This is a genomic window from Kribbella sp. NBC_00709 (assembly GCF_036226565.1).
In the GTDB taxonomy this organism is placed as follows: Bacteria; Actinomycetota; Actinomycetes; order Propionibacteriales; family Kribbellaceae; genus Kribbella.
The window spans coordinates 8,565,666-8,587,721 of record NZ_CP108996.1; the positions used below are offsets into that span (position 1 = coordinate 8,565,666).

At 68.7% G+C, this 22,056-nt stretch carries 23 protein-coding genes; 14 read left to right on the top strand and 9 right to left on the bottom strand.

The window, feature by feature from the left end; all coding sequences use genetic code 11:
* Position 1: 1 nt before the first annotated feature.
* The 6 genes from cydB (at position 2) to OHA18_RS41625 (ending at position 8,072) form a co-directional block, all read left to right on the top strand.
* Positions 2 to 1,009, top strand: coding sequence for a cytochrome d ubiquinol oxidase subunit II (gene cydB, locus OHA18_RS41600; RefSeq protein WP_329000923.1), 1,008 nt, complete (start codon positions 2 to 4; stop codon positions 1,007 to 1,009).
* A complete protein-coding gene (cydD, locus tag OHA18_RS41605; RefSeq protein ID WP_329000924.1) occupies positions 1,009 to 2,631 on the top strand; it encodes a thiol reductant ABC exporter subunit CydD in 1,623 nt (540 codons plus the stop codon). Before cydB ends, cydD begins: the two co-directional genes overlap by 1 nt.
* Positions 2,628 to 4,286, top strand: coding sequence for a thiol reductant ABC exporter subunit CydC (cydC, locus tag OHA18_RS41610; RefSeq protein WP_329000925.1), 1,659 nt, complete (start codon positions 2,628 to 2,630; stop codon positions 4,284 to 4,286). Before cydD ends, cydC begins: the two co-directional genes overlap by 4 nt.
* Positions 4,279 to 6,657 carry a phosphoketolase family protein gene (locus tag OHA18_RS41615; protein ID WP_329000926.1) on the top strand — a complete coding sequence of 793 codons (2,379 nt, stop codon included), beginning with the start codon at positions 4,279 to 4,281 and terminating at the stop codon, positions 6,655 to 6,657. Before cydC ends, OHA18_RS41615 begins: the two co-directional genes overlap by 8 nt.
* Positions 6,654 to 7,454: a universal stress protein gene (locus tag OHA18_RS41620; RefSeq protein WP_329000927.1), complete on the top strand. Its 801-nt coding sequence runs from the start codon at positions 6,654 to 6,656 to the stop codon at positions 7,452 to 7,454. The genes OHA18_RS41615 and OHA18_RS41620 overlap by 4 nt, the downstream gene beginning before the upstream one ends.
* Before the next feature lie 69 nt (positions 7,455 to 7,523).
* The gene (locus OHA18_RS41625; RefSeq protein ID WP_329000928.1) at positions 7,524 to 8,072 is read left to right on the top strand and encodes a flavodoxin domain-containing protein; all 549 of its coding nucleotides are present in this window, start codon (positions 7,524 to 7,526) and stop codon (positions 8,070 to 8,072) included.
* 41 nt (positions 8,073 to 8,113) lie between these two features.
* On the opposite strand, the gene OHA18_RS41630 is transcribed toward OHA18_RS41625, so the two are convergent.
* On the bottom strand, positions 8,114 to 9,046 hold the full coding sequence (locus OHA18_RS41630; protein WP_329000929.1) for a cyclase family protein: 933 nt from the start codon (positions 9,044 to 9,046) through the stop codon (positions 8,114 to 8,116).
* Between the two features lie 62 nt (positions 9,047 to 9,108).
* Positions 9,109 to 9,819: a response regulator gene (locus OHA18_RS41635; protein WP_442914362.1), complete on the bottom strand. Its 711-nt coding sequence runs from the start codon at positions 9,817 to 9,819 to the stop codon at positions 9,109 to 9,111.
* Positions 9,820 to 10,034: 215 nt separating this feature from the next.
* On the opposite strand from OHA18_RS41635, the gene OHA18_RS41640 reads away from it, so the two are divergent.
* Positions 10,035 to 10,676, top strand: a complete 642-nt coding sequence (locus OHA18_RS41640) for a helix-turn-helix domain-containing protein (RefSeq protein WP_329000930.1) — start codon at positions 10,035 to 10,037, stop codon at positions 10,674 to 10,676.
* A 15-nt stretch (positions 10,677 to 10,691) separates the two neighbouring features.
* Here OHA18_RS41640 and OHA18_RS41645 read toward each other — a convergent pair whose 3' ends face one another.
* Positions 10,692 to 11,741, bottom strand: coding sequence for an aldo/keto reductase (locus OHA18_RS41645; RefSeq protein WP_329000931.1), 1,050 nt, complete (start codon positions 11,739 to 11,741; stop codon positions 10,692 to 10,694).
* Positions 11,742 to 11,818: 77 nt separating this feature from the next.
* Here OHA18_RS41645 and OHA18_RS41650 point away from each other — a divergent pair, with 77 nt between their 5' ends.
* Positions 11,819 to 12,361 carry a TetR/AcrR family transcriptional regulator gene (locus OHA18_RS41650; protein ID WP_329000932.1) on the top strand — a complete coding sequence of 181 codons (543 nt, stop codon included), beginning with the start codon at positions 11,819 to 11,821 and terminating at the stop codon, positions 12,359 to 12,361.
* A 115-nt stretch (positions 12,362 to 12,476) separates the two neighbouring features.
* Here the strand turns inward: OHA18_RS41650 and OHA18_RS41655 are convergent, their stop codons facing one another.
* The 5 genes from OHA18_RS41655 to OHA18_RS41675 are packed head-to-tail and all read right to left on the bottom strand — an operon-like array spanning position 12,477 to position 15,643.
* Positions 12,477 to 12,710 carry an SHOCT domain-containing protein gene (locus tag OHA18_RS41655; protein WP_329000933.1) on the bottom strand — a complete coding sequence of 78 codons (234 nt, stop codon included), beginning with the start codon at positions 12,708 to 12,710 and terminating at the stop codon, positions 12,477 to 12,479.
* A gap of 11 nt (positions 12,711 to 12,721) precedes the next feature.
* Positions 12,722 to 13,270 carry a flavodoxin family protein gene (locus OHA18_RS41660; protein WP_329000934.1) on the bottom strand — a complete coding sequence of 183 codons (549 nt, stop codon included), beginning with the start codon at positions 13,268 to 13,270 and terminating at the stop codon, positions 12,722 to 12,724.
* 15 nt (positions 13,271 to 13,285) lie between these two features.
* Positions 13,286 to 14,200, bottom strand: a complete 915-nt coding sequence (locus OHA18_RS41665; RefSeq protein ID WP_329000935.1) for a universal stress protein — start codon at positions 14,198 to 14,200, stop codon at positions 13,286 to 13,288.
* Between the two features lie 10 nt (positions 14,201 to 14,210).
* The gene (locus OHA18_RS41670; protein WP_329000936.1) at positions 14,211 to 15,080 is read right to left on the bottom strand and encodes a universal stress protein; all 870 of its coding nucleotides are present in this window, start codon (positions 15,078 to 15,080) and stop codon (positions 14,211 to 14,213) included.
* A 5-nt stretch (positions 15,081 to 15,085) separates the two neighbouring features.
* The gene (locus OHA18_RS41675; RefSeq protein ID WP_329000193.1) at positions 15,086 to 15,643 is read right to left on the bottom strand and encodes a hypothetical protein; all 558 of its coding nucleotides are present in this window, start codon (positions 15,641 to 15,643) and stop codon (positions 15,086 to 15,088) included.
* A 188-nt stretch (positions 15,644 to 15,831) separates the two neighbouring features.
* Here OHA18_RS41675 and OHA18_RS41680 point away from each other — a divergent pair, with 188 nt between their 5' ends.
* From OHA18_RS41680 to OHA18_RS41690, 3 genes are read left to right on the top strand one after another with little or no spacing between them, the layout of a single operon-like run.
* Positions 15,832 to 16,830 carry an Acg family FMN-binding oxidoreductase gene (locus OHA18_RS41680; protein WP_329000937.1) on the top strand — a complete coding sequence of 333 codons (999 nt, stop codon included), beginning with the start codon at positions 15,832 to 15,834 and terminating at the stop codon, positions 16,828 to 16,830.
* Positions 16,831 to 16,851: 21 nt separating this feature from the next.
* A complete protein-coding gene (locus tag OHA18_RS41685; protein ID WP_329000938.1) occupies positions 16,852 to 17,727 on the top strand; it encodes a universal stress protein in 876 nt (291 codons plus the stop codon).
* An 18-nt stretch (positions 17,728 to 17,745) separates the two neighbouring features.
* Positions 17,746 to 18,204 carry a GyrI-like domain-containing protein gene (locus OHA18_RS41690; protein WP_329000939.1) on the top strand — a complete coding sequence of 153 codons (459 nt, stop codon included), beginning with the start codon at positions 17,746 to 17,748 and terminating at the stop codon, positions 18,202 to 18,204.
* Positions 18,205 to 18,264: 60 nt separating this feature from the next.
* Here the strand turns inward: OHA18_RS41690 and OHA18_RS41695 are convergent, their stop codons facing one another.
* Positions 18,265 to 19,317: a zinc-dependent alcohol dehydrogenase family protein gene (locus tag OHA18_RS41695; RefSeq protein WP_329000940.1), complete on the bottom strand. Its 1,053-nt coding sequence runs from the start codon at positions 19,315 to 19,317 to the stop codon at positions 18,265 to 18,267.
* A 162-nt stretch (positions 19,318 to 19,479) separates the two neighbouring features.
* On the opposite strand from OHA18_RS41695, the gene OHA18_RS41700 reads away from it, so the two are divergent.
* The 3 genes from OHA18_RS41700 to OHA18_RS41710 are packed head-to-tail and all read left to right on the top strand — an operon-like array spanning position 19,480 to position 22,047.
* Positions 19,480 to 20,346, top strand: a complete 867-nt coding sequence (locus OHA18_RS41700; RefSeq protein ID WP_329000941.1) for a universal stress protein — start codon at positions 19,480 to 19,482, stop codon at positions 20,344 to 20,346.
* A 1-nt stretch (position 20,347) separates the two neighbouring features.
* Positions 20,348 to 21,238 (top strand): ABC transporter ATP-binding protein, encoded by an 891-nt coding sequence (locus OHA18_RS41705; RefSeq protein ID WP_329000942.1) that lies wholly within the window; start codon positions 20,348 to 20,350, stop codon positions 21,236 to 21,238.
* A gap of 5 nt (positions 21,239 to 21,243) precedes the next feature.
* A complete protein-coding gene (locus OHA18_RS41710; protein WP_329000943.1) occupies positions 21,244 to 22,047 on the top strand; it encodes an ABC transporter permease subunit in 804 nt (267 codons plus the stop codon).
* Positions 22,048 to 22,056: the final 9 nt, after the last annotated feature.

Genomic DNA, 22,056 nt, shown 5'->3' on the forward strand with positions numbered 1-22,056 from the left:
GATGGGACTCACTGACGTCTGGTTCCTGCTCATCGCCGTCCTCTGGACCGGCTATCTGGTGCTCGAAGGCTTCGACTTCGGCGTCGGCATGCTGCTGCCCGTGGTCGCCAAGGACGCGGTCGACCGTCAGGTCACCCTGCGCACCATCGGACCGGTCTGGGACGGCAACGAGGTGTGGCTGCTGGTCGCCGGCGGCGCCACCTTCGCCGCGTTCCCGTTCTGGTACGCCAGCCTCTTCTCCGGCTTCTACCTCGCCCTGCTGGTGATCCTGGTCGCCCTGATCGTGCGCGGCATGGCGCTGGAGTACCGCAACAAGCTCCATGACGCGGCGTGGCACCGGCGATGGGATCTCGCGATCGTGATCGGCAGCGCCGTACCGGCTCTGCTCTGGGGTGTGGCGCTGGCCAACATCGTGCGCGGTGTGCCGTTGAACGCCAACCACGACTTCACCGGCAACTTCTTCACGCTGCTCAATCCGTACGCGTTGCTCGGCGGACTGACCACGCTGGTGCTCTTCGCCCTCCACGGTGCGATCTTCCTCGCCCTCAAGACACACGGACCGGTACGTGATCGGGCGCGCGCACTGGTTCTCCCGGTAGGAGCCGCGGCCGTCGTACTGGCGGCAGCCTTCCTGATCTGGACCCAGTCGTTCGACGGTTCCTGGATCACCTGGGCGCTGGCCCTCCTCGCGGCGGTGTGCCTCGTCGCCGGAATCCTCGCCTCGCGGGCCGGCCGCGACGGGCTCGGCTTCCTCGGTACGGCGGCCACCATCGTGCTCGCGGCAGCGACCCTGTTCGTGACGCTGTACCCCAACGTCCTGCCGTCGACGACCGACCCGGCGTTCAGCCTGACCACGACGAACGCCGCGTCGACGCCGTACACGCTGAAGATCATGACGTGGGTGGCGGTCATCTTCACGCCGATCGTCCTGCTCTACCAGGGCTACACCTACTGGATCTTCCGCAAACGGCTCACTCGGGACGACATCCCGCAGGTCAAGGTCGCCTGATGCCGGCTGTCGACCGCCGCCTGCTCCGCCACACCCGCAGCACCAGGGTCTTCCTGGTGCTGTCGGCTGTGATCGGTACCGCACAGGCTGTCCTGATCCTGGTCCAGGCCTGGTTGCTGGCCGGGATCATCGCCGACGCCTTCCTCGGCGGCTTCGGACTCGATCGACTCCGCGCTCCGGTGACGGCGCTCGCCGCCACGTTGCTCGGGCGGGCCGCGCTCTCCTGGATCGCCGAGGTTGTCGCGCAGCGGTGCTCCGCCGCGGTCAAGTCCGAACTGCGGATGCGCTTCCTCGACAAGATCGTTGCCCTAGGCCCGCGATGGCTGACCGGCGAACGCAGCGGCGAGCTCACCGCCCTGGCGACCCGCGGGATCGATGCGCTCGACGAGTACTTCTCCCGGTACCTTCCGCAACTCGTGCTCGTCGGCATCGTCCCGCTCGTGGTCGCGGCCCGGATGCTGACCGCGGATTGGCTGAGTGCCGTGATCGTCGTGGTCACGCTTCCGCTGATCCCGATCTTCATGGTCCTCGTCGGCCTCACGACCAAGGCGGCGACCGCTCGCCAATGGGAGACCCTGCAGACGCTCGCCCATCACTTCCTGGACGTGCTGGCGGGGATCGGGACCCTCAAGGTCTTCGGCCGCTCCCGCGCCCAGGTCGAGACGATCCGCCGCCTCGCTGACCGCCAGCGGCGTACGACGCTTGCCACGCTGCGGATCGCCTTCCTGTCGTCGCTCGTCCTTGAACTCGTAGCAACACTCTCCGTCGCGCTGGTCGCGGTGTCCGTCGGTCTTCGGCTGGTCGACGGCCGGCTGGACCTGAAGACCGCGTTGCTGGTCCTGATCCTGGCGCCGGAGGCCTACCTGCCGCTGCGGCTCCTGGGCACGCATTACCACGCCAGCGCCGAAGGACTGGCCGCGGCCGACGAACTGTTCGAAGTCATCGAGCAGACCACTCCAGAACCCGGCCACGAGATCGCCGACCCGACCGCCGCGATCGTTCTCCAGGACATCACCGTGAACAGCCGGGAGGCGAGAGCGATCGAAGACCTGTCGATCGTGATCCCAGCAGGTCAGGTGACGGGCATCGTTGGTCCGAGCGGTGGTGGGAAGTCCACGGTGCTCGGTCTGCTGCTCGGCACGATCCGCCCGGACAGTGGTCGACTCTTTGCTGGAGGCATCGATCTGGCGAAGGCCGACTTGGAGCAATGGCGGCGCAACGTCGCCTGGATGGGCCAGGACCCGGTCCTGTTCGCCGGCACCGTCGCGGACAACATCAAGCTCGGCACGGCCGCATCCGCCGATCACCTCGCCGTACGACGGGCGGCCCGCGCCGCGCGCGTCGACGTACCGCTTGAGCTTGTGCTCGGTGAGCGGGGTGACGGTGTGTCGGCCGGGCAGCGTCGCCGGATCGCGCTCGCCCGGGCGATCCACCGCGACGCTCCCCTGCTGCTCCTCGATGAGCCGACCGAGAGCGTCGACCCGGAAACGGAGCAGGCGCTGCTCGAGTCGCTCCCGGAAGCGTTCGCCGGCCGCACCGTCGTACTCGTCACGCACCGTCCGGCGTTGCTCGAACTGTGCGACACCGTCATCCATCTCGACCGTACGGCGGTGCCGGCATGACGATCCGCTGGCTGGTGGACCTGGTTCGTCCAGAGCTCAAGCGCCTGGCCGCCGCGGCACTCCTTGGCGTCCTGGCGATGGTCTGCTCGATCGGCCTGCTGGCAACCTCGGCCTGGCTGATCTCGCGGGCCGCCGAGCACCCGCCCGTCCTGTACCTCAGCGTGGCGATCGTCGCGGTCCGTGCCTTCGGCGTCGGCCGCGGCGTACTCCGGTACGCCGAACGGCTCGTCGGTCACGACGCCGCGTTCCGGGTCCTCGGCCGGACTCGCATCCAGGCCTGGCTCGATCTCGATCGGGCCGCACCCGCCGGACTCGGCGGAACCCGTACCGGCGATCTGCTCACCCGCGTGACGCGCGACGTCGACGCGATCCAGGACCTTCTCGTGCGCGCCGTACTCCCGATCGCGGTCAGCCTGCTGACCGGGCTCATCACCGTAGCCGTACTGACTGCCCTCCTACCGGCCGCGGGCGCCGTCCTGCTGATCGGTCTGGCCACAGCAGGCCTGGCCGCACCGGTGGTCTCACTCAGTCTGTCTGCCAAAGCCGACCGCCGCTTCGCACCAGTCAGATCAGAGCTCGCCACCGATGTCCACGACCTCCTCACCGGCCTGGCAGACCTGACCGCGTACGGCGGAACCGGCGAGCGACTGCAACGGCTCGGAACTCAAGACACGCGACTGACCGCGATCCTCAAGCGGTCGGCGTCGGCCGCCGGAGTCGGCGCGGCCGTGACCAACGCGGCGCTCGCCCTCACGGTGATCGGCGAGGTCCTGGTCGGGGTCCCTGCGGTCCGGGACGGACGGCTCGCCGGTGTCGTCCTGGCTGTGCTGGTACTCACGCCGCTGGCCGCCTTCGAACTGATCACGCCCCTTCCTGCAGCAGCCCGTCATCTGGTCCGTGGCTGGTCAGCTGCCGACAGGCTGCGCGCCCTGACGAATCTCCCGGACCCTTCAGTTGCCTGGGGCACCAAATCCGCCGACTCGGGCACTCTGTCCGCGCAGCATCTCACCATCCGCTGGCCCGGCGCTGCCACGCCGGCGCTGACAGGGTTCGATCTGGATCTGCGACCGGGGCAACGGGTCGGGCTGATCGGACCGAGCGGATCCGGGAAGAGCACGCTGGCCGCGGCGCTGATGGGATTCCTCGCACCCGACGCCGGCAGCGTCACGCTCGCCGGGACCGATCTGACCGCGATCGACGAGACGTCGTACCGGCAGGTCGTCGTGCTCTGCGGGCAGGACGACCACGTCTTCGACGGCACCGTCCGCGACAACCTGCTGATCGGCAGACCCGACGCCACCGACCGCGAGCTCCTCGAGGCACTCGACCGGGTTCGGCTCGGAGACTGGGTACGGCGGCAACCCGCCGGACTGGGCACCCCGGTCGGCGAACGTGGCGCCCGCATCTCCGGCGGCGAGCGTCAGCGCCTGACGCTGGCCCGGGCGCTGCTTGCGGATCCCGCCGTACTCGTCCTCGACGAACCCACCGCCCACCTCGACGGCCCGACCGCCGACGACCTGATCCACGACATCACCGACGCAACCGAGGGGCGTACGACGCTCCTGATCACCCACCGCTACCGCGATCTCGAGGCCGTCGACCAGGTCGTCGATCTCTCCAGCGGAGCGGGCGAACCGAGGAGAACCTATGCATGAGCTGACCGGTAAGCCGTTGTCCGACGAGGAGGTCGCTGACCTCGACGCGTACTGGCGCGCGACCAACTTCCTCGCCGCCGGGCAGATCTACCTGCTCGCCAATCCGCTCCTGACCGAACCACTCCGCGTAGAGCACATCAAGCCGCGTCTTCTCGGCCACTGGGGTACAACCCCCGGCCTGAACATGCTCTACACCCATCTCAACCGGGTGATCCGCCGCCGGAACCTCTCGATGATGTACATCATCGGCCCCGGTCACGGCGGCCCGGCGATCGCGGCCAACACCTGGCTCGAAGGCAGCTACAGCGACACGTATCCAGATGTCTCCCGGGACGCGCCCGGCATGGCCCGGCTGTTCCGCCAGTTCTCCTTCCCCGGCGGCATCCCGAGCCATGTGGCCCCCGAACTGCCGGGATCGATCCACGAGGGCGGCGAGCTCGGGTACTCGCTCAGTCACGCGTACGGCGCCGCGCTGGACAACCCCGACCTCGTCGTCGCCTGTGTGATCGGCGACGGCGAGGCGGAGACCGGTCCGCTGGCGGCCTCATGGCACTCGAACAAGTTCCTCGATCCCCGCACCGACGGCGCCGTACTCCCGATCCTGCACCTCAACGGATACAAGATCGCCAACCCCGCGGTGCTCGCCCGGATCGGCGACGACGAACTGACGTGGCTGTTCGAGGGGTACGGCTACCGGCCGTACCTTGTCGAGGGCAACGAACCCGACCACGTCCACCAGGCCCTCGCGCTCACGCTCGACCAGGTCCTCGACGACATCACCGCGATCCAGACCGAGGCACGGGCCCACCCGGACGCACCGCGCCGCCCCTGGCCGATGATCGTGCTGCGTACGCCGAAGGGCTGGACCGGTCCGCGCGAGGTCGACGGCGTACCGGTGGAAGGGACCTGGCGGTCGCACCAGGTGCCGTTGGCCGGTGTACGCACCTCGCCCGAGCACCTGCGCATGCTCGAGGACTGGCTGCGGAGCTACCGCCCGGAGGAGCTGTTCGACTCCGAGGGCCGGCCCGTGGAGCGACTGCTGCGACAAGTTCCGGCCGCCGAGCGGCGCATGGGTTCGAGTCCGCACAGCAACGGTGGACTGCTCCGGCGTGACCTCGATCTGCCGGCGCTGACGGAGTACGCCGTGCCTGTGCAGAGTGCTGGTGAGACCGAGCACGAGCCGACCCGGGTCCTCGGCTACTACCTCCGCGACGTCATGCGCGCCAGCCTGCCGTACCGGAATTTCCGGGTCTTCGGTCCGGACGAGACCGCGTCCAACCGGCTGGACGCCCTGTACGACGTGACCGGCAAAGCGTGGAACGCCGAGGTACTGCCGACCGACGAGCATCTCGCGGTCGACGGACGGGTGATGGAGATCCTCAGCGAGCACACCTGTCAGGGCTGGCTGGAGGGCTACCTGCTGACCGGCAGACACGGCTGGTTCTCCTGCTACGAGGCGTTCGTGCACATCGTCGACTCGATGGTCAACCAGCACGCGAAGTGGCTCAAGGTGACCCGCGCGCTCCCCTGGCGCCGGCCGATCCCGTCGCTGAACTACCTGCTCACCTCGCACGTGTGGCGGCAGGACCACAACGGCTTCTCGCACCAGGACCCGGGCTTCATCGACCACGTCGTGAACAAGAAGGCAGAGGTCATCCGCGTCTACCTGCTGCCGGACACCAACACGCTGCTCGCGACCGCTGACCACTGTCTGCGGAGCCAGGACTACATCAACGTCATCGTGGCAGGGAAGCAGCCGCAGGCCGACTGGCTCGGCCCGGAGGCGGCCGCGCTGCACTGCGCACGCGGCGCCGGCGTCTGGGAGTTCGCGAGCAACGACGAGGGCGAGCCCGATGTGGTGATGGCCTGCGCGGGCGACGTACCGACCCTGGAGACACTGGCCGCGGTGAGTCTGCTGCACGAGCACCTGCCGTCGTTGAAGATCCGGGTCGTCAACGTGGTCGACCTGATGCGCCTGCAGCCGGCCACCGAGCACCCGCACGGGCTGCCCGACGCCGACTTCGACGCGTTGTTCACGACGGACAAGCCGGTGATCTTCGCGTACCACGGTTATCCGTGGCTGATCCACCGGCTGACGTACCGGCGGGCGAACCACGAGAACCTGCATGTCCGCGGGTACAAGGAAGAAGGCACCACGACAACGCCGTTCGACATGGTCGTCCGCAACGACCTCGACCGCTTCCACCTCGCGCTCGACGTCATCGACCGGGTGCCGGGTCTCGGGCAGCGCGCCGCCGACGTACGCCAGTGGCTCATCGACCAGCGGGCCCGTCACCACGCTTACATCCTCGAGCACGGCGAGGACCTGCCCGAGATCCGTAACTGGCACTGGCGAAGGAGGCCGGCATGACAGTTGCCGTAGGCATCGATGGTCGCCCCGACTGCGAGAACGCGATCCGTTGGGGTGCGTCCGAGGCCGCCGCGCGCGGAGTACCTCTGCACCTGGTGCACGCGTTCGTCTGGGCCGAGTTCCGCGTGCCACTCGGCCCGAGCGACACGGCACCGGGGCTCCGCGCCCAGGCCGACCAGATCATCGCCGCGGCCGTCGAGCTGGCACAGAAGTTCTCGCCCGGGGTGCCGGTCACGGGAACCAGAGTCGACGGCTTCCCGCCGGCGGTGCTGCTCGCGGAGTCGAGGACGGCCGACCTGATCGTGATCGGCAGCCGCGTCACCGGGCGCCTGCTCGGTCTGGTGGTCAGCTCGACGGGTGTCGAGCTGTCCGCACATGCGCATTGCCCCCTGGTCGTCGTACGACCGACCGAGGACGCGCTCCCAGGCAGCCTCGTGGTGATCGGGTACGACGGTTCGCCGGCCGCCGGCGCCGCAGTCGAATTCGGTCTCGAGTACGCCCGGAGGCATCAGTTACCGGCCCGGATCGTCACGGTCCTGGACGGCGAGGACGACGACCACGACCTGCACGCCGCGGTCCGCCCGTACGCGCGCAAGGCCGAGCTGATCGAGGTCACCGGTCATCCGTCCGAGATGCTGCTGGAATGGTCGGCCGACGCACAACTGCTGGTCGTCGGATCGCGGGGACACGGTGGGTTCGCCGGCCTCCTGCTCGGATCGGTGAGCCAGACCATACTGAATCAGTCGCCCTGCCCGGTCGCGATCATCCCCCGTGCAGCGATCGAAAGTCCTCCGTAGCCGGGTCGTTCGGCACTGCCGGAGGGCCCGGCCACGCTGGTGTTCTGGAGTTGACCGAAGGAGGCTCTGATGTCCAAGAAGGTACTGGTCGCCTACGCGAGCAAGATGGGCGCGACCGCCGGCATCGCCAAGGCGATCGGTGACGAGCTGCGTGCACACGGACACAGCGTCGACGTGCTCGACGTCGCGCAGGTCAAGGACATCGAGCCGTACGACGCCGTCGTACTCGGCAGCGCACTGTACATCCGCCGCTGGCGGAGGACGGCCGTCCGCTTCCTTCGCCACAACGTCGAGGAGCTCCGCAAGCGCCAGGTCTGGCTGTTCCACAGCGGCCCGGTCGGCCCCGACAAGGACGAGGAGCAGACGATGCCGTCGGCTGTCGCCCACCTCGCCCACGAGATCGGCGCAACGCCGGCGGTGACTTTCGCCGGCCGTCTCGAACCTGACACCGCCAAAGGCTTCCTGGCCCGCCGCCTCGCGAGCGGCAGCCTGGCCGGCGACTCCCGCGACTGGGACAAGATCAAAGCCTGGGCCGCGGACATCAGCGCCGCCATCGAAGCCACCCGCCGCAGTACCTGGCACCGTCCGACCCGCCCGGCCGACTACTACCTCGGCTGACCCCTCCGGCCAGACCGATCCAGCATCGCTGAGTCCCGCGGTCAGAAGGTGGCGATCGGGTTGACCGGGCTGCCGGACGTACCCGCGAACCGGACCGGCGCGACCGCGAGCTGGAAGTCCCACTGGCCGAGCTCAACAGCTGTCGTGGCGCACATCTCCAGGTCGCAGTTGTCCAGCAGCCAGAGACCCATCGCCACGAGGCTCACGGCATGAACCGGCATCAACACGCCGTCGTACCCCGACGGCTGAACGTCCTGAGGAGTGTCAGCGCCGATCAGCGCGACCCCGCGTTCCTGCAGCCACGGCAGGCAGGACGCGTGCCAGCCGGCCTGCGTTATACCGCCGGCCACACCGGCTTCGTGCCGAGCCCGGCCATAGCCGGTCCGCAGGAGGACCGCATCGCCGGGTCGCACCTGCACACCCTGACGACGCTCGGCCTCCTCGAGATCATCGGGAAACACACCCTCACCCGGTTCCAGCCACGGCACATCGCGAACCCGCGCCACGTCCAGCAGGACACCCCGCGTGATGATCCCGTCCGCCGCCGCTGTGACGGCAGCCCACGCCGATCCTGTTGCAGCGTCGACCAACGAGTGCGACCGACCGTTGTACATCTTCCCGTCCCAGAACAGGTGGCAGGGCGAGTCGATGTGCGTGATCGTGTTGCCGTGGAAGAAGATGCCGAGCCGCTCGTTCGAGAAGCCCCAGCGCCGGTCGTTGTGGAATGCGGTCGGCATGTGCTCGGCGCCCGGCATGTCGGCGGCACACGGGCACGCCGTCGTCGACCGCTCCATCTCTTCCGGTACGGCGACCTCCCAGCCACACGACACGCTCCGGCCGTGGCGCACGGCCCTCGCCGCGGCCAGCCGGACGTCGTCGGTGATGTGGTTCAGGGTGCCGAGCTCGTCGTCGCCCCACCGTCCCCAGTTCGACAGTGTGTCGAAGTACCCGAGCACGTCGTCCTGCGTTGGCATCGGTCGCTCTGCCGTCATCCCGGCATCACACCAGATCAGCGGGCCAGCGGCCGGCGGAGCCCTCAGTCGTGGGGCTGCTTCTTGGTGTGTTCGATGGCGAAGACGGCGGCTTCGGTGCGGCGCTCGAGGTTGAGTTTGCGGAGCAGGGAGGAGACGTAGTTCTTGACGGTCTTCTCGGCGAGGAAGAGGGATTGGGCGATCTGGCGGTTGGTCTTGCCCTCGGCGATCTCGGCGAGGATGCGGCGTTCCTGCTCGGTCAACGACGCGTACCGCGGGTCCTCGGTTTCGGTGGGGTGCCGCAGGCGTTCCAGCACCTTGACCGTCATGCTCGGGTCCAGCAGCGATTCACCGGCGGCGAGACGGCGTACCGCGTCGACCAGCGCCTGGCCGTGGATCTGCTTCAGCAGGTACCCGGCGGCGCCGGCCATGATCGCGGTGAACAGCGCCTCGTCGTCCGAGAACGAGGTCAGCATCAGGCAGGCCGGCGGCTCGTCCATCTGCGAGCGGACCTCCCGGCAGACGGTGATCCCGTCGCCGTCGGGCAGCCGGACGTCCAGGACGGCGACGTCGGGGCGTACGGCGGGGATCCGCGCGATCGCCTCCGCCGCGGTCGAGGCGTCACCGACGACCTCGATGTCCGGCTCCGCATCGAGCAACTGATGCAGCCCGAGCCGCACCACCTCATGGTCGTCGAGCAGGAACACCTTGATCGTCATGACCGTCTCCTTCGGCATCACGCCGTACCCCACCCGGACCGGCGCCCGCTTCAGCATCCCGCGACCCCCACGCTACTCGCCAGGGACCACGGTCCCGCCCTGCCCGGGACCTTTGCCGGGACTTTTACCGGCACCGAATCCGTCCGGACCTTGAGGGTGGATCGTCCGCCGTCCGTGCCGTCCGGCCTGCTTGTCCGTGACCTCGGACCCTGCCTGCGCGGCTGTCCGGCTGATTGATTGGAGCTACAGACCGACACGAAGGGCAGACTCTGATGGACCTTGAGACCACCGGTCGCCAGAGCGACCTCGGCACCCGGATCCGGCACCGCCGGCAGGCTCTCGGCCTGACCATCGCGGAAGTCGCCGAACGGACCGCGCTGACAGCGGAACGCGTCGAGCACATCGAGACCCGCCCGTTCGCCCTCACCGGCGCCGAGCTGGTCCGGCTCGCGCATGCCCTCGACATCAGTGTCATCGATCTGACCAGGAGCGACCCACCGAGACGTTCCCGGCACACACCCGTCGTACCCGTCCTCGAACCCATGCGCAAAGAAGAGTGCACCCAGCTGATCAACAGCGGCGATGTCGGCCGGATCGCGTACGACGGCGTCGACGGCCTCGTCGTGCTCCCGGTGACCTACTGCACGCTGGGCGAGCTGATCCTGTTCCGCACCGCGTCCGACAGCGCGGTCGCGCAGTTCGACCTCGACCCGATCGCTTTCGAGCTCGACGCCGTCGACGAAGGCATGCACGACGGCTGGAGCGTCCTGGTCAACGGCACCGTCCGCCCGGCCGAGGACCAGGAGATCGATGCCGTCCGCAACCACCTCGAGCCCTGGGCCGGCGGCACCCGCGACAGCTACATGGCCATCCAGCCCCACCGCGTCACCGGCCGCCGCATCCGCTCCTGGTGAACCCTGCCTTCTCCTTCACGACAGCACCATTCCCGGGATGCGCCGGCGGATCGCGTCGAGCTCGGCCTCGTCGGAGACGCCCTGCCAGTCGTACCGCGGTGTGTACGGAGACTCGAGGGCCTGTACGTCGTCATCGGTGAGCTCGATGTCCAGTGACGCCACCGCCTCGTCGATCTGCTGGACCGAGCCCACCCCGACCAGCGGTGCCGTGACGACGGGCTGACGGCGGAGCCAGGCGAGTGCGATCTGAGCGCGGCTGACGCCATGGCCTTGTGCCACCTGTCCGACCGCGTCGATGATCGCGCGGTTGGACGCCTCCTGCTCAGGCGAATAGAGCGTGTCCGCGTAGGCGCCGTCGGTCTCGGAGCGCGCAGTCGACCTGGCATCGTCCCATCCGCGGGCGAGCCGACCTCGGGCCAGCGGCGACCAGATGATCGTGCCGACGCCTTCGTCGAGGCACAGCGGAATCATCTCCCGCTCCTCTTCACGGGCGAGCAGGTTGTAGTGGTCCTGCATCGACACGAAGCGCGCCCAGCCGTGCCGCTTCTGCAGCTGCAGTGCCTTCGCGAACTCCCAGGCGTGCATCGACGACGCACCGAGGTACCGCACCTTGCCCGCCTTGACGAGATCGCTGAGCGCCTCAAGCGTCTCCTCCCACGGGGTCGCGTGGTCGTTGCGGTGGATCTGGTAGAGGTCGATGTAGTCGGTCCCCAGACGGCGCAGCGAGTGGTCGATCTCGGTCATGATCGCCTTCCGCGACAGCCCGCGGCCGTTGGGGCCGGAGCGCATCGGGTGCCGGAGCTTGGTCGCGATCACCACGTCGTCACGGTCGGCGAAGTCCTTGAGCGCGCGGCCGAGGATCTCTTCGCTGGACCCGTTCGAGTACAGGTTCGCGGTGTCGAAGAAGTTGATGCCGGCGTCCAGTGCGTGCTGGATCAGCGGCCGGGCCTCGGCTTCGCCCTTCGACCAGACCGGGTGCCCGCGGTCGGGCTCGCCGTACGTCATCGCGCCGATCGCGATCGGTGCCACGTCCAGGCCGGTCGTGCCGAGCTTGATGTACTGCATGATGCTCCTCTAAGCTATGTGGAGAGGTCTCCGGATACTGTAGTGGAGAGCTCTCCACTTAGCAAGATGAGGCTTTCATGGTTCGTTCAGACGCCCGCGAGAACCGGGCCCGCATCCTCACGGCCGCCCGCGATGCCTTCGCCGACGACGGCGCCACCTCCATGAACCAGGTCGCGCAGCGCGCGGGCGTCGGGGCAGGCACGCTGTACCGCAACTTCCCCACCCGGGAGGCGCTGGTACTGGCCGTCTATCAGGACGAGGTCGAACGGATCATCGCCACCGTGCCCGGGCTTCTCGCCGAGCTGACGCCACTCGAGGCGCTGCGCGAGTGGACGACCGGACTGGTCGAAGCGATGCGGAAGAAGCACGGCCTCGGCGATGCCCTCAGTCCCACTGCGCACCAGGCGATCACCGAGCAGACCTACGGGCCGGTCGTCGCCGCGATCACCGAGCTTCTCGACGCGGGCAAGCAGGACGGGAGCATCCGCACCGACGCCGACCCAGGCGACTTCCTGCAGCTCACCGCCGCACTCTGGCGCACCGCACCCGGCCCTGACGACCGCTCACCCCGCATGCTCGCCCTCATCCTCGACGGTCTCCGCCCCCAGCCGCAGCCATAGACCACGAACGCCGGCCGCCCCATCCACTCCCGGCAACCCACCCCCCGCCGACTTTGAGAAGCCACCAACCATTTCTCCGGCGCGAAGATGGTTGGTGGCTTCTCAAAGTCGGGGGTCAGATGTCCAGTTCGTGTTCGCGGAGGCGGGCTCGGGCTTCGTCGAAGTCTTCGCGGGTCATGTCGCCGGCGGCGTAGCGGCGTTCGAGGATGTCGAGGGGTGACGGCATGGTCCGGGGTGGCTGGCGGTGTGGGCGCCGGAGTAGCTGGACCGCGGCCCATACCGCGCCGCCCCAGAGGGCGACCACGGTCACGGCCCAGAGCACGGCACCTGTCGCTGAGTGCATCATCATTTCGGGTCCTCTCAGGCAACCTTTGCGGTGCCGGTCAGTAGGCGGCCGAGTTCTTCGCCCCAGTGCTGCGCGCGGTCGATCTCGACGTCGCTGATCGGGCCGGTCGTCTCGTTCACGAAGAAGCTCTCCGACGTGGTCAGCGGCCGTAGGCCCATCCGGCGGAGCAGTTTCGCCGCCGAGCGGGCGGCCGAGCCCGGCAACCGCCGTACCTTGGCGATCCGGGTGTCGAAGGTCGCTACCCGGAGCAGATCGGATCGACGTCCGGTCGGCGGCTCGAGCGCGGCCAGCCATTCGCGGATGCCGACCTCGATCGGCAACACCACGTCGCCCTGTTTCCAGGCCTCCTGCCGCGTCGACAGCCGGCTCATGGAGAACGCGTGCGTCGGTCCCCCGACGATCAGTAACCGGACATCATCGGGTACGACGCTCGGCGCCCGGTTGACCGGAACCGTGTCCGCCGGAAGGTGGTGTCGCAACCCGTCACGGATCGCTCGCGCGATCCGCTCGGTGTTGCCGAACATCGTCTCGTACACGATCAAGGCTCGAACGGTCTCGGACATGATTGCTCCCTCCGCTCAGTGCGATCCGACGCTCGTGCGGGAAGCGTCCAGGCGCTTGCCCTCGGCGTCGGTCAGGTGGTGCGGGACGATCGCGACCGGGCAGGTCATCGCGGCCGTCGAACGCCGCGCGACCGGGTCGATCGGCAACGGGCCGCTGTGCGCGCCGACGACGATCAGTCCGACGTCGCCGCTCTCGTGCACCAGTGCCGCTGCCGGCGGACGGCTACTCAGGAAGCGCGTCACCTTCACGTCCGGGAAGCGCCTCGTCCACGGGGCCAGGTTCTCGGACAGGATGTAGTCGGCCCGGCTGATCCACGAGCAGTCCGGATCCTCGTCCGCGAACGGACGCTCGGCCGGCAGTCCGGCGTGAACCACGATCAGGTCACCCTCCCGTGCCGCCGCCACCCCGAAGGCGAACTCGAGCGCCTCGGTCGACAACGCCGTACCATCGATGCCGACGGCAACCTTCCGGTCGACCAGCGACGGCTTCCAGGACAGCGGTACGACGACCACCGGGCAGCCGGCCCGCGCTGCCAGCGTCAGGTTGGCCTGGGTGTGCACCAGCCGCTGTGGGCCACGACTGCGCGAACGCCCGACCACGAGCATCCGGGCCTTGCGCGCCGCAGTCGCGAGGACGCGGAGCCGGGAGCCCTCCTCGGTGAGCGCGACCAGTTCGGTCGCGTATCCGTCGCGGTGCCGCACATGCGCCACAGCTGCCCGGACCGCGGCGTCGGCTGCCTCCGCGGGCGGCTTCGGCGCGTAGCCCGGCATCATCGGAGAGTACGAACCGTGCGCGGAGTACGGCGCGACCAGCACCAGCTCCGCGCCCGTCCGCAAGGCTTCGGCGGACGCGTAGTCCACTACGCGAAGGTTTTCCGCGCTTCCGTCGACCTCGACCACTACCGGGCCGGTCCGGTTCCAGTCACTCATCTTTCTCACCTCAGAATTGCGTAGGTACGACGGCCAGCGGGCACACCGTGTGGTGCAGTACTCCTCGCGTCACGGAGCCGAGGAGAGCCGACGCCAGCCGGGTGTGGTGGTGGGTGCCGACGACCAGGAGCTGGGCGTCGGACTGTTCGGCCGCGGTGACGACACCGTCGACCGCGTGCCCGCGCCGGATGTCGACCTCGATGGTCAGGTTCGGGTACTTCTGGTGCCACTCCGCGGCGACGTTGTCGAAGTACCGCTGGGCATGCTCGGCCCATTCGGAGCTGACGCCGGCCGTGTTGACCGCGTCCCAGCTGAAGACGGCCGGCAGATCCCACACGTGCAGGATCCGGATCGGCAGGTTCCGCTCAGTAGCGAGTGTGGTGGCGAACTCCATCGCCGCGGCGTTGCCGTCCCCGTCGTCGAGGGCGACCAGGATCGGTCCCGCGTGGTCGGACGGCTTCCAGTGCTCCGGCACAACCACAACCGGGACGTTCGCGTGCGCTGCGACCGCCTCCGAGGTGGAACCGATCAGCAGCCGTTTGAACGTTCCCAGCCCCCGGCGGCCGACAACCAGCATCCGGCTGTTCGCCGCCGCCTCGGTCAGGATCCGGGCCGGCGGCCCGATCATCAGGCCCGCCTCGTGGTCCAATGCGCCCGGACTCGCGTCCAGGTTCTTCTGGACATCGGTGATGAGCTCCATCGCCGTGTCGTCGACCAGATCCGGCTCGAGCCCTGAGGCCCGCCGGACTCGATCGTCGATCACATGCACCGCCTGGAGTGGCTCCCGCCGGAGCAACGACTCCTGCAGGGCCCACTCCAGGGCACCGGTGTCGCGCCAGGAGCCGTCGACTCCGACGTGGATGACCGGCTTGACGGTCATGTCGCTCACCGCAGCCACGGGTACTTGCCGACGAAGTCCAGGCTGCTCCACCACTTGCCCAGACCCCATACGTTGCCAGCGGCAACCAGTGCGAGGGTGACGACGGTGATGGCGCCGAGGATGTGGTCGTCCAGCACCGGGTTGGTCTCCGGCGGCAGGTTCGCCGACCACATCAGCAGATACAGCAACGCACCGCACACCGCGGCGATGCGCATCCCGATACCGAGCGTCAGCGCGAGACCGATACCGGCCAGGCCGATCATGAACAGCGGCGTGACCCACCAGTCACCGACCAGCGACTGGTAGAAATCGGCCATCGGACCGCTCGTACCCTTGCCCAGGAACCCGGCCGTCGGGTCGCCACCATCGATCCAGCCCTTACCGGACGGAGTCGCGTAGCCGAGGCCGAACACCTTGTCCACGAACGCCCACAAGAAACTCAGGCCGTACGCGATCCGCAGGACGCCGAGCGCACGCCCGGCCGCCGTGGTGATGATCGGATGCCGATCGCCGTCGGGCTGCATTGCAGGAGCCGGCAGGTCTTGCCGCTGCCTAGTGGTCATGATGTCGTCCTTTCACTCGATTCCGACACCTCGATCCTGCGACCTCGTGTCGCCGACGGTCAGAGCCCTTCGCACCTCACTCGCGGGAGCCGAACGGCCCCTCGGTCCCGGGACGTATGCCGGTGTCCGCGGCGCGGAGCCGCGTCCAGGCTGAAATCGGAAGCCATGTCTATCCACGGAGGTGCCCCATGGCCGAGGTCATTCGAGGCGGCCCCGCCGCGAACGCCGTACTGACCGATGACGAGATCCGCATCGTGCTCGCGGCCGCGGCGCACGCCCCGTCGATGCACAACACGCAACCGTGGCGGTTCGAGATCCACGGGCCGGTGATCGACGTACTGCTCGACGAAGAGCGCACGCTGCCGGTCGCCGATCCGGCCGGCCGAGGTGCCCGGATCGGCCTCGGAGCGGCGGCCTTCAACGTCCGCGTCGCCGCGGCGATGCTCGGCTACGAGTCACGCCTGGCCGTCGACCCCGACCCGGCACGGCCCGAGGTCGTGGCCCGGCTCTTCCTCGCGGATCGCCAGGCACCGGTCGCGGGGCTGAGTACGTTGTACGGCGAGGTTTCCGCCCGGCATACGTACCGCGGCCCCCTGCTCGGCCGCCTCATCCCACCGCGGGTCCAGCACCAGCTCGACGACGCCGCACGGCAGGAGAACGCGCAGCTCCACTGGCTCGACCCGGCCACGACGCAACAACTCGATGCACTGCTGAAGCAGACCGATTCCGCGGACAGTATCGACGAGGACCGACTGCACGAGCGGCTGCACTGGATCGGAGGCGACCGATCGGGCGACGGGGTCCACGAGAACGCGCTCGGCCCGCTACCGGCCCTCCCGGCCGTTGTCCGGGACCTGGCGCTCGGCTTCGACAGCGCCCATCGGAGCCAGGCTGTCTACGAGAGGCAACCGACGATCGCCGTACTCAGCACTGCCGGCGAGGACGGCACCGCCTGGGTCACCGCCGGCCTCGCCCTGCAGCGGATGCTCCTGGTCGCCACTTCGTACGACCTGACGGCCTCTTTCCTGAATCAGGTACTGGAACGCCCTGTCCCCCGATTCGCGGTCCGCGAGCTGATCGGCGGTCATGCCTGGCCGCAGATGGTGATCCGGATCGGCTACCCCGCCCAGCCCGCCGGACACACGTCCCGGCTCGACTGGCGCGACTCCCTCGACCGTTGGTTCTGAACACCCAAGGAGATCGACATCATGTCCACACAGCCCACCCCGATCGTGATCGGGTACGACGGCTCTCCCGGCAGCCTCTCAGCGCTGAACTGGGCCGCCGCCGCAGCCGACCGTGCAATGGCCCCACTGCAGATCGTCGAGGCCTTCGAGATCGTGATCATCACCCGGCCGTCGCCCGGAAAGGTCGTCCCGCTCGAGGCGATCCGAGCCGCCCGCCAGCAAGGCCTCGACGAGGTAGCCGCCGGCATCCGCGAGCAGCACCCTGGCCTGCGGATCGAGACCAGTCTCCTCGGCGGGTCCGCTCCGAAGACCCTGATCGACGCGTCTCGGGACGCCAGGCTCGTGGTCCTCGGATCGCGCGGACTCGGAGGCTGGAGCGGACTGCTCGTCGGCTCGGTCGCCGTCCAGGTGACCGCGCACGCGGACTGCCCGGTCGTGGTGATCCCGCACGACGAGCAGCCGCACGGGCAGGACGGGCCGACCATCGTCGTCGGTGTCGACGGCTCCAAGGCCTCGGCAAAGGCCATCGACTTCGCCTTCGACCAAGCCGACTCGCTGCACGCTCAGGTCGTCGCCGTCCACGCGTGGACCAGCCCGTTCCTCACCTATGCCGACGGCGCATCCATGCTGCAGTTCGACGAGGAGAAGGTCCGCGAGGAGTCGCGGCTGCTCGTCGCCGAGTCCGTCGCCGGCGCGGCCGCGGATCACCCGGACGTGAAGTGGACGACCGAACTGGTCCCAGGCTCAGCGGCCCAGGCCCTGGTACGGCGTTCCGAGTCCGCCGACCTGGTCGTCGTCGGCTCCCGTGGCCGCGGCGGATTCAGCGGACTGGTCCTCGGATCCGTGAGCCAGAGCGTCCTGCACCACGTCCATTCGCCGATCGCCGTGGTTCACTAAGGCGCCCGCGGAGTCAGCATGTGCCAAGTCCGAGCCCTTCCCGAACAACCGACCGCAGTCCGCCGCACCCGGTTGCGCCCCGAGCAGTTGGTGGACTGGGTTCCGTCGGCGTGCGCCGCCGTCGCCGAGCAGTTGCGGCACCACGACATCGCGCCCGTCGGCTTCCCGTTCGCACGCTGGCGCACAATGTCCGACGGGGTGATCGAGGCAGAGGCCGGATTCCCCGTCTCCGCCCCGATCCCGGCCAACACACCCATTGAGCAGTCCGTGCTGCCAGGCGGTCCGGTGGTCGCCGTCTGGCACACTGCCCCGGACGAGAAGCTCGACCTGACCTACCAGGCCATCGAGCACTGGCTGGAGGCAGACGACGCGATCGCGAGCGGAGACAGCTGGGAGATCTACCACGACCTACCGGTCTGCGACCACGTCGGCAACCGCATCGAAGTCATTCAGCCCATCACCTTCGCACCCGCCTGATCCGGCAAACGAAAGCCGCGGTCCACGCCATCTGAGGCGCGGACCGCGGCTCTCTGACTACTACTCGACCCCCTTCTCGCCGAACAGTGCGACCTTCAGGGCGCCCGTGGTGGCCGGGTCGGCGAAGACGTCGTAGGCGTCCTGCATCTCGTCGAGGCCGAACCGGTGGGTGATCAGACCGGGCATCTCGAGTCGGCCAGCGGCGAGCATCGACAACAGCCTCGGGGTCGAGAACGTATCGACCAGACCGGTGGTGATAGTGACGTTCTTGATCCACAGGTCCTCGAGGTGCAGCGTCGCGGGGGCGCCGTGGACGCCGACGTTCGCGACCGTGCCGCCCGGCCGGACGACGCGGGTGCAGAGCTCGAAGGTATCCGGTACGCCGACGGCCTCGATCGCCACATCGGCGCCGAGCCCACCAGTCAGCTCCCGAACCTGCGCCACGACGTCCTCGTCCGGTCCGAGGGCCAGATCGGCGCCGCGCTCAAGGGCAGCCTTGCGCCGCGAGTCCGCGGCGTCGACGACCACGACCCGTGACGGCGAGAACAGTTTGCTGGTCGCGAGTGCCGCCAGCCCGATCGGGCCGGCGCCGACGATCACGACGGTGTCGCCCGGTGAGACCTTACCGTTGAGTACGCCGACCTCGTACGACGTCGGCAGGATGTCGGCCAGCAGTACCGCCTCCTCGTTGCTGACGTTGTCCGGCAGCTTGTACACCGAGCGGTCGGCGAACGGTACCCGGACCTGCTCGGCCTGCGTGCCGTCGATCAGGTGGCCGAGGATCCAGCCGCCACCGCCGAGGCATTGACCGTAGTGGCCCTGCCGGCAGTACTCACACCGGCCGCAGGCGGTGATGCACGAGATCAGCACCCGGTCGCCGATCGCCACACCGCGGACGCCGCTACCGACGGCCGTGATCGTGCCAACTGCTTCGTGACCGAGGATCCGCCCCGGCTCAACGGTCGGAACATCCCCCTTCAGGATGTGCAGATCGGTGCCGCAGATCGTCACCGCGTCGACGCGTACGATCGCGTCCTCAGGATCCTGGATCACCGGATCCGGCACTTCCTGCCAGCTCCGCTGACCCGGACCGTTGTACACCAATGCCTTCATCACGAACCTCCCTGGACGAGACTTTCCACTGTCGACTCTGTCCCGTTCGGTCACCCGTGACAGCGGCCGAAACGCTCCCTTCAGCAGGACCTTCGGCCCTGCCTACGGCCCACATCCAAGGCTTGACTGGAGCTGCCAGGAGTACGAGTCCGGGAGGTCCTCATGTCCACACAACTGCCTGTGCTGGTAGGGATCGACGGATCCCGCGACGGGCTGATCGCGCTGACCTGGGCAGCGTCGTACGCGATGCTGCACGACGCGCCACTGCACGCGGTGCACGTCGTCGACGACGACCGCCACGTGGCCGTCGGCGCGCCGCCCAACGCACGCGACGACGGCAGCGAGGTGCTCGAAGACGCCCTCGACGAACTCGAGCTGATCGGCTTCCGGGCCGCGTCGCTCGAAGTCCGGCACGGCCAGCCGGCCCAGGTCCTGCTCGAGCAGTCCGAACACTCCCAGGCCCTGGTCGTCGGCCGCCGCGGCATGGGCGGCTTCGCCGAACTGGTCCTCGGCTCGACCTCCCAGGTCTGTACGGCGCTCAGCACCACAGTCCCCCTGGTTGTCGTGCCCGATACCTGGGACCCAGCAGCCCCACCCCGCGGGCGGATCGTGGTCGGCATCGACGGATCCGTCGAAGGTCAGGACGCGCTCCAATTCGCGTTCGAACAGGCCGCGACCACCGGCGCCGAGATCCTCGGCCTCCACGCCGTCGAGATCCCGAAGAGCTACCCAGACCCGAACGTCTGGGACGACCCGGACCAGGAGCCGTGGCGCGACACCGCCGACGAACTGCTCACGCGAACCCTCGAAGGCTGGACAGCGAAGTACCCCGACATCGCGGTCCACCGCCGCAGCGTCACCGACCACGCCGTTCTCGCCCTGGCCCGCGAGTCGCGCGACGCCGACCTCGTCGTGGTCGGAGGCCTCGGCCGTACGGCGTTCTCCGAACTGCGAATGGGATCCGTCGCCCGCGGTCTGCTCTACCACTCACACAGCCCGGTCGCCGTCGTACACCATCCGGAGTTCTGACATGGACCACGTCATCAGAACCCGCAACCTGACCAAGCGCTTCGGTCACCGAACCGCCCTCGACAGTCTCGATCTCGACGTACCCGCCGGCGTCATCCTCGGGTACCTCGGGCCGAACGGGGCCGGTAAGACCACCACGATCCGCCTGCTGGCCGGCCTGATCCGGCCGACCGCCGGGTCCGCGGTCGTGTTCGGCTTCGACGCCTCGGACCAGTACGACGCCCTGCAGCGCCGGATCGGCTACCTGCCGGGCGAGTTCGTCGCCTACCCGGACCTGACCGGTACGCAGTACCTGGACTACTTCGCTCATCTGTACGGCGGCGTCGAACGCAATCGGATCGAACTGCTGGCCAAGCGGTTCGACCTGGACCTCGGCGTCCGGATCGGCACGTTGTCCCGCGGCAACCGGCAGAAGATCGGCATCGTGCAGGCCTTCATGCACGACCCGGACCTGCTGATCCTCGACGAGCCGACCAGCGGACTCGACCCGCTGATGCAGCGCGAGTTCCGCAGTCTGCTGCGCGAGACCCGGGACGCCGGACGAACCGTTTTCCTGTCCTCACACATCCTTTCCGAGGTCGACGCGGTCGCGGACACGGTCGCCATCCTGCGCGCCGGACGACTGGTCACCGTGCAGTCCGTGCCGGCACTGCGAGACCGAGCCCGGCGGCGCCTCGACCTCACGTTCGACGGCGTCCCGCCGACGGACAGCATCCACGCCGTACCGGGCCTGCAGGAGCTGTCGGTGGACGGCCGCACCGCGCACATCGTCATCGCCGGGTCGACCGCGGAGCTGCTCAAGGCCGTCGCGCCGTACGGCGTCAGCAACGTCGTCAGCCACGAGGCGGATCTCGAGGCGGCGTTCCTCGACTACTACGACGGCCAGGGGTGAGGACCATGTTCCGCAGCGTCTATCTGAAGTCGATGTACGACGCCCGCCGCGGCCTCATCGGCTGGTCGATCGCGATCGCGGTCCTGGTACTGCTCGAGTCCGCGCTCTGGCCGTCGGTGCGCGACATGCTGGACCTGACGCAGCTCTACCAGTCGTTCCCCGAGGCGCTGCGGAAGTTCTTCAACCTCGACGCGATGACGACCGGCGCCGGATTCCTCAACGCCGAGTTGTTCACGCTGATGTTGCCCGGCCTGTTCCTGGTCTTCGGAATCGGCCACGGCGCGCGTGCAATCGCCGGCGAAGAGGAACGCGGCACGCTCGAACTGCTGCTCGTCACCCCGGTCTCCGGCGCCCGGATCGTCTTCGACAAAGCCCTCGCGCTGGCGACCTCGCTCGCGGTTCTCGGCCTCACGCTGTTCGCCGCCACCACCATCGCGAGTCCGATCTTCGGACTCGGCATCTCCCCCGTGGACGCCGCCAGTGGCGCCCTTGCGATGACGTTGCTCGGCCTCGAGTACGGCGTACTCGCACTGGCCGTCGGCGCACTCACCGGGCGCCGCACCACCGCCATCGGCATCGCCGCGGCGGCCGCGACCGCGGCGTACGTCGTGTATGCCGCCGGCCTCATCCTCCCGCGCTTCGAGGACTGGCAGCCCTACTCCCCCATCCACCAGGCCTTCCACAACGGCCCACTCGGCGCCGGCCTCCAACTCAGCTACCTCTGGCTCCTCGCCGGCTCCGCCGTCCTGGTCGCCATCGCCCTCCCAACATTGGACGGCCGCGACATCTCCACGGCCCACGGCGGATGACCTCTGGGC

What these genes read in the sequence shown, in the direction of transcription:
- cydB (WP_329000923.1), top strand. Translation starts at nt 2, where the DNA reads ATGGGACTCACTGACGTCTGGTTCCTGCTCATCGCCGTCCTCTGGACC.
- cydD (WP_329000924.1), top strand. Translation starts at nt 1,009, where the DNA reads ATGCCGGCTGTCGACCGCCGCCTGCTCCGCCACACCCGCAGCACCAGG.
- cydC (WP_329000925.1), top strand. Translation starts at nt 2,628, where the DNA reads ATGACGATCCGCTGGCTGGTGGACCTGGTTCGTCCAGAGCTCAAGCGC.
- OHA18_RS41615 (WP_329000926.1), top strand. Translation starts at nt 4,279, where the DNA reads ATGCATGAGCTGACCGGTAAGCCGTTGTCCGACGAGGAGGTCGCTGAC.
- OHA18_RS41620 (WP_329000927.1), top strand. Translation starts at nt 6,654, where the DNA reads ATGACAGTTGCCGTAGGCATCGATGGTCGCCCCGACTGCGAGAACGCG.
- OHA18_RS41625 (WP_329000928.1), top strand. Translation starts at nt 7,524, where the DNA reads ATGTCCAAGAAGGTACTGGTCGCCTACGCGAGCAAGATGGGCGCGACC.
- OHA18_RS41630 (WP_329000929.1), bottom strand. Translation starts at nt 9,046, where the DNA reads ATGCCAACGCAGGACGACGTGCTCGGGTACTTCGACACACTGTCGAAC.
- OHA18_RS41635 (WP_442914362.1), bottom strand. Translation starts at nt 9,819, where the DNA reads ATGCTGAAGCGGGCGCCGGTCCGGGTGGGGTACGGCGTGATGCCGAAG.
- OHA18_RS41640 (WP_329000930.1), top strand. Translation starts at nt 10,035, where the DNA reads ATGGACCTTGAGACCACCGGTCGCCAGAGCGACCTCGGCACCCGGATC.
- OHA18_RS41645 (WP_329000931.1), bottom strand. Translation starts at nt 11,741, where the DNA reads ATGCAGTACATCAAGCTCGGCACGACCGGCCTGGACGTGGCACCGATC.
- OHA18_RS41650 (WP_329000932.1), top strand. Translation starts at nt 11,819, where the DNA reads ATGGTTCGTTCAGACGCCCGCGAGAACCGGGCCCGCATCCTCACGGCC.
- OHA18_RS41655 (WP_329000933.1), bottom strand. Translation starts at nt 12,710, where the DNA reads ATGATGATGCACTCAGCGACAGGTGCCGTGCTCTGGGCCGTGACCGTG.
- OHA18_RS41660 (WP_329000934.1), bottom strand. Translation starts at nt 13,270, where the DNA reads ATGTCCGAGACCGTTCGAGCCTTGATCGTGTACGAGACGATGTTCGGC.
- OHA18_RS41665 (WP_329000935.1), bottom strand. Translation starts at nt 14,200, where the DNA reads ATGAGTGACTGGAACCGGACCGGCCCGGTAGTGGTCGAGGTCGACGGA.
- OHA18_RS41670 (WP_329000936.1), bottom strand. Translation starts at nt 15,080, where the DNA reads ATGACCGTCAAGCCGGTCATCCACGTCGGAGTCGACGGCTCCTGGCGC.
- OHA18_RS41675 (WP_329000193.1), bottom strand. Translation starts at nt 15,643, where the DNA reads ATGACCACTAGGCAGCGGCAAGACCTGCCGGCTCCTGCAATGCAGCCC.
- OHA18_RS41680 (WP_329000937.1), top strand. Translation starts at nt 15,832, where the DNA reads ATGGCCGAGGTCATTCGAGGCGGCCCCGCCGCGAACGCCGTACTGACC.
- OHA18_RS41685 (WP_329000938.1), top strand. Translation starts at nt 16,852, where the DNA reads ATGTCCACACAGCCCACCCCGATCGTGATCGGGTACGACGGCTCTCCC.
- OHA18_RS41690 (WP_329000939.1), top strand. Translation starts at nt 17,746, where the DNA reads ATGTGCCAAGTCCGAGCCCTTCCCGAACAACCGACCGCAGTCCGCCGC.
- OHA18_RS41695 (WP_329000940.1), bottom strand. Translation starts at nt 19,317, where the DNA reads ATGAAGGCATTGGTGTACAACGGTCCGGGTCAGCGGAGCTGGCAGGAA.
- OHA18_RS41700 (WP_329000941.1), top strand. Translation starts at nt 19,480, where the DNA reads ATGTCCACACAACTGCCTGTGCTGGTAGGGATCGACGGATCCCGCGAC.
- OHA18_RS41705 (WP_329000942.1), top strand. Translation starts at nt 20,348, where the DNA reads ATGGACCACGTCATCAGAACCCGCAACCTGACCAAGCGCTTCGGTCAC.
- OHA18_RS41710 (WP_329000943.1), top strand. Translation starts at nt 21,244, where the DNA reads ATGTTCCGCAGCGTCTATCTGAAGTCGATGTACGACGCCCGCCGCGGC.